General features: G+C 69.7%; 6 protein-coding genes. 5 read left to right on the top strand and 1 reads right to left on the bottom strand.

Annotated features, from left to right (window positions below):
- Both HW578_RS23115 and HW578_RS23110 read left to right on the top strand, forming a co-directional pair.
- The coding region (locus HW578_RS23115; protein WP_198373065.1) for a DUF1178 family protein at positions 1-270 on the top strand (270 nt) is incomplete at its 5' end.
- A gap of 193 nt (positions 271-463) precedes the next feature.
- Positions 464-913: a hypothetical protein gene (locus HW578_RS23110; RefSeq protein WP_198373064.1), complete on the top strand. Its 450-nt coding sequence runs from the start codon at positions 464-466 to the stop codon at positions 911-913.
- 94 nt (positions 914-1,007) lie between these two features.
- On the opposite strand, the gene ubiG is transcribed toward HW578_RS23110, so the two are convergent.
- On the bottom strand, positions 1,008-1,742 hold the full coding sequence (ubiG, locus tag HW578_RS23105; RefSeq protein ID WP_198373063.1) for a bifunctional 2-polyprenyl-6-hydroxyphenol methylase/3-demethylubiquinol 3-O-methyltransferase UbiG: 735 nt from the start codon (positions 1,740-1,742) through the stop codon (positions 1,008-1,010).
- Between the two features lie 129 nt (positions 1,743-1,871).
- Between ubiG and HW578_RS23100 the strand changes: the two genes are divergently transcribed.
- From HW578_RS23100 to HW578_RS23090, 3 genes are all read left to right on the top strand, one after another.
- Positions 1,872-3,095, top strand: a complete 1,224-nt coding sequence (locus HW578_RS23100; protein ID WP_198373062.1) for an aspartate kinase — start codon at positions 1,872-1,874, stop codon at positions 3,093-3,095.
- A gap of 5 nt (positions 3,096-3,100) precedes the next feature.
- Positions 3,101-4,132 carry an NAD(P)H-dependent flavin oxidoreductase gene (locus HW578_RS23095; RefSeq protein ID WP_198373066.1) on the top strand — a complete coding sequence of 344 codons (1,032 nt, stop codon included), beginning with the start codon at positions 3,101-3,103 and terminating at the stop codon, positions 4,130-4,132.
- A gap of 66 nt (positions 4,133-4,198) precedes the next feature.
- The coding region (locus HW578_RS23090) for a helix-turn-helix domain-containing protein (RefSeq protein ID WP_198373061.1) at positions 4,199-4,762 on the top strand (564 nt) is incomplete at its 3' end.

The following is a 4,762-nucleotide window of genomic DNA, read 5'->3' as shown; positions in this document are numbered from 1 at the left end:
GCCGCCCCGGCCCCGCCCGCAGCGCCGGCCGCCGCTGCCGGCCCCTTGCCCGACCAGGTGCGCGCCATGCTGCAGAAGCTGCGCGCCGAGGTGGAGCGGAACTGCGACTACGTCGGCGCCGACTTCGCCGAGGAGGCGCGGCGGATGCACAACGGCGAATCGGAACGCCGCGGCATCTTCGGCGAGGCGAGCGAGGCCCAGGCTGAGGCTTTGCGCGAGGACGGGATCGAGGTGGCGCGGATCCCCTGGGTGCCGCCGGCGGACGCCTAAGCGGGGCTCAGCCGCGCCGCGTCAGTGATGGTCCGCAGAGAAGCGTAAGAGCAGGTGGTCCGAACATTGGTCGCGACAGATCGATGCGCGGTCCGGTATCATTTGTCGCGCTGCGGGGGCGGTTCTTGGTCGATCACTCAGTCGTCGATGCATCGGGCCGGGTGCTGCGCCTGCTCAGACATGAGGCTTGCTGATGCCGCTGCGTCTTCTTCGTGTTCTCGCGCTTGGGTTCTTTGCGCTGTTTCCGGCAGCCCCGGGCGTTTCCGCAGAGCCGCTTGGCGCTGATGACGCGCGGGAGTTCAAGGTTCTTTTGCTATCCATTCGCGAAGGAAGAGGGATGTCCGAGCTCCGTCTGGAGGATCTTCGGACGATGCGTCAGATCGAGCGATCGGAGCGCGCACTACGAGAGCATTTCCTGGGCAGAGACCCACAAGAGCTGGTCGAATTCCTCAGCAGTCGAGGTTTTCGCTGCGGCAGTCGCGGCACCAGTGGACGCGCTGCCATTGACATGAGTTGTAGTCAATCGGTGCCTGGATCCTGGATTCCATTTTCGTTCGCGCGGACGACAGCCGTCATGTTTCTAGGAACTCGCGAAGCTGTCGAAGTCTTCAGCTTGGTTACAATAGCGAATAACTTTCCCTGATGGCGCCGCGTCCCGGGTAGGCTTTCGCTGCGACCGAATTGCCGCGGCTCCTCCGCCACTCGCGCCGAAACGAAGCGCGCCCTCGATGCGCTGGTCAGCTTGAGCGCGCCATCACCATGTAATTCACCCCCACGTCGCGGCTCGCGCGCCAGCGGCCGGACAGCGGTTCCATCACCATGCCCGTGATGTCCTTCACCTCCATCCCGGCCTGCCGCAGCCCAGCGCCGAGTTCGCCGGGGGTGACGAACATCCGCCAGTCATGCGTCCCCACCGGCAGCAGCCGCAGCAGGTATTCTGCGCCCACCTTCGCCATCAGGAAGGCCCGCGGCGTGCGGTTCAGGGTCGAGAGGAAGACCGGCGCGCCGGGCTTCGCCGCGCGGGCGAGGGCGGCGAGGAACGCCGCGCGGTCGGCGACGTGCTCGATCACCTCGAGGGCGATCACGGCATCGAAGGTCTCGCCCTCGGGCAGGTCTTCGGGCAGGCCCTCGCGATAGGCGATGTCGAGGCCCTGATCGGCGGCATGGGTGCGGGCGGCTTCCAGCGCCTCGCCTGCGGCATCGAGGCCGGTGACGCGCGCCCCGCGTCGGGCCAGGGCCTCGGAGGCCAGCCCCGCGCCGCAGCCGACATCGAGGATCGTCAGCCCTGCCAGGGCATCCGGCGCCGTCGCGTCCCGGCCATGAAGCCGCGCGATGCGCTCGGCGATCCAGCCGGTGCGCAGCGGGTTCATCCGGTGCAGCGGCTTCATCGGCCCGTCCGGGTCCCACCAGCGGGCGGCCAGGGCGTCGAACTTTGCGACCTCGGCGCCGATCTTCGTGCCGGCAGGCGGCATTGGGGGTCCCTTTCGCATCCGGGCGGGTTGCGTGGCACCCGGGCCATCGGTATCTGTCCCGCCCCGCCGCCCGGCGCAACCGCCGGCGTGCAGCATTTCCGCCCGGCCCCCAGGACCCACGCACCGCCGATGGCCCGTATTGTCATGAAGTTCGGCGGCACCTCCGTCGCCGATCTCGACCGTATCCGCAACGTCGCCGCCCGCGTGAAGCGGGAGGTCGATGCAGGCCACCAGGTCGCCGTCGTGGTCTCGGCCATGTCGGGGGTGACCAACCAGCTGGTGAAATGGTGCCAGGACCTCTCGCCGCTGCACGATGCCCGCGAATACGACACCGTGGTCGCGACCGGCGAGCAGGTGACCACGGGGCTGACCGCGATCGCGCTGCAGACCATCGGGGTCGAGGCGCGGTCCTGGCAGGGCTGGCAGGTGCCGATCGTGACCGACCAGGCGCATGGCAAGGCGCGGGTGGAACGCATCGACGGCGCGCTGCTGATCGAGCGCATGGAGGCCGGCCAGGTTCCGGTGATCGCGGGCTTTCAGGGCATCGACCTGATGCGCAACCGCATCACCACGCTCGGGCGCGGGGGGTCGGACCTCTCGGCCGTGGCGGTCGCGGCGGCGGTGAAGGCGGATCGCTGCGACATCTACACCGACGTGGATGGCATCTACACCACCGACCCGCGCATCGTGCCGCGCGCGCGCAAGCTCGAGCGCATCTCCTTCGAGGAGATGCTCGAACTCGCCTCGGTCGGGGCCAAGGTGCTGCAGACGCGTTCGGTCGAACTGGCGATGAAACTCGGCGTGCGGGTGCAGGTCGTCTCGAGCTTCGAGGACAAGCCCGGCTCGCTGGTGGTGGATGAGGACGAGATCGTGGAACAGCCCGTCGTTTCCGGCATCGCGTATTCGCGCGACGACGCCAAGGTGACGCTGCGTCGCCTGCCCGACCGCCCCGGCGTGGCGGCCAAGGTGTTCGGTGCGCTGGCGAAGGCCAACGTCAACGTGGACATGATCGTGCAGAATGTCGGCGCCGACGGCATGACCGACATGACCTTCACGGTCGGCAAGGCGGACCTCGCACGCGCGCAGGATATGCTTGCGAAGGAACAGCATGAGCTCGGCCACGAGGCGGTTCTGGCCGACCCGGACGTCGCCAAGATCAGCGTTGTCGGCATCGGCATGCGCAGCCATGCGGGCGTGGCCAACACCATGTTCAAGGCGCTGGCCGAGAAGGGCATCAACATCCAGGTGATCTCGACCAGCGAGATCAAGGTCAGCGTACTGGTTGCGGCCGACTACACCGAGCTCGCGGTGCGCGCGCTGCACACCGCCTACGGGCTGGACGCGCCGGCGTGAGCGGTATGGACCGGGGCACGGCGGAGGCGCGGCTCGCCGCGCTGATGGCGCGCGGCGCGGCCTTCTTCGGCAGCCGTGTGGCGATCATGGGCGGGGCGATGTCCTGGGTCAGCGAACGGCACCTGGTCGCCGCGCTGTCGAATGCGGGCGCCTTCGGGGTGATTGCCTGCGGGGCGATGGAACCGCCACGGCTCGCCGAGGAGATCGCCGGGACCAAGGCTCTGACCGGCAAGCCCTTCGGCGTGAACCTGATCACCATGCATCCGCGGCTCGACCAGCTGGTGGACGCCTGCCTCGAGGCCAAGGTCGGCCACATCGTCTTCGCCGGCGGGATCCCGCCGGGTGCGGCCATCAAGAAGGCCAAGGACGGCGGGGCGAAGGTGGTCTGCTTCGCCCCGGCCCTGGTGCTCGCCAAGCGCATGATCCGCAGCGGCGCCGATGCGCTGGTGATCGAGGGGTCGGAGGCCGGCGGGCATATCGGACCAGTCTCGCTCAACGTGCTGGCGCAGGAGATCCTGCCCCACGTCACCGAGGTGCCGGTCTTCGTGGCCGGCGGAATCGGGCGCGGCGAGGCGATCCTGTCCTACCTCGAGATGGGGGCGGCCGGGGTGCAGCTCGGCACGCGCTTCGTCTGCGCGACGGAATCGATCGCGCACCCGGCCTTCAAGCAGGCCTTCATCCGCGGCAATGCGCGCGACGCCATGCCGACGGTGCAGCTGGACGAGGCCTTCCCGGTGATCCCGGTCCGCGCCCTTCAGAATGCCGGCACGAAGCGCTTCCTGGAGCACCAGGCCGCGACCATCCGGCGCTTCCGCGCGGGGGAGCTCGACAAGGACGCCGCCCAGCTCGACATCGAGCATTTCTGGGCCGGGGCGCTGCGCCGCGCGGTGATCGAGGGCGATGTGGAGAACGGCTCGCTGATGGCCGGGCAGTCGGTCGGCATGGTCACGAAGGAACAGCCGGCGGCCGAGATCATCGCCGAGCTGATGGACCAGGCGGTCGGCGCGCTCATGGCGCGCGGCCGCAACGCCGCCTGACACCGCGATAGGAGTTTGCGGGACCCGGCGGCCGGGTCTAGAAGCCGCCCCTGAACCCGGACCATCATGAAGCGAACCCCCCGTCCCGACATCACCGCCGCCGAGGCCGCCCGCGTGGGCGAGGACCTTCGCGAGGCCCGCCTGACACTCGGCGCCAGCGTCGAGGACATGGCCGAGCGGCTGCGCATCAACCGCCGCTATATCCATGCGCTCGAGGAAGGGCGGATCAAGGACCTGCCGGGACCGGCCTATGCCGTGGGCTTCGTGCGGTCCTATGCGGGCGCCCTCGGCCTCGATGCAGACGAAGCCGTGCGCCGCTTCCGCGACGTGACCGGCGGTGCGGCGACCAAGAACGGCGAGCTCGTCTTTCCGGAACCCGTGCCCTCCCGCGGGATGCCGGCGGGCGTTCTGGTGGCGGCCGGCGTGGTGGTCGCGCTCGGCGCCTATGTGGCCTGGTACAACTGGAGCGGGTCCGGCAACCGGGTGGTCGATGCGGTGCCGCCGGTGCCCGCGCGGCTCGACCAGGCGGCGCAGGAGGGGCAGCGCATGCGCGACCCTGCGACCGGCCAGGCGGTCGGCCCGGCGCCGGCGCCGCCGAGCCAGGCCCAGGCGGCGGGCAATCCGGCGGCC

The sequence above is a fragment of the Roseomonas rosulenta genome, assembly GCF_016106005.1.
Lineage (GTDB): Bacteria > Pseudomonadota > Alphaproteobacteria > Acetobacterales > Acetobacteraceae > Neoroseomonas > Neoroseomonas rosulenta.
Note: the sequence above shows the minus strand (reverse complement) of the source record. Positions and strands in the feature narration are given on the sequence as shown.

Coding starts and splice junctions, on each gene's coding strand:
- HW578_RS23095 (WP_198373066.1), top strand. CDS start 3,101: ATGGACCGGGGCACGGCGGAGGCGCGGCTCGCCGCGCTGATGGCGCGC.
- HW578_RS23100 (WP_198373062.1), top strand. CDS start 1,872: ATGGCCCGTATTGTCATGAAGTTCGGCGGCACCTCCGTCGCCGATCTC.
- ubiG (WP_198373063.1), bottom strand. CDS start 1,742: ATGCCGCCTGCCGGCACGAAGATCGGCGCCGAGGTCGCAAAGTTCGAC.
- HW578_RS23110 (WP_198373064.1), top strand. CDS start 464: ATGCCGCTGCGTCTTCTTCGTGTTCTCGCGCTTGGGTTCTTTGCGCTG.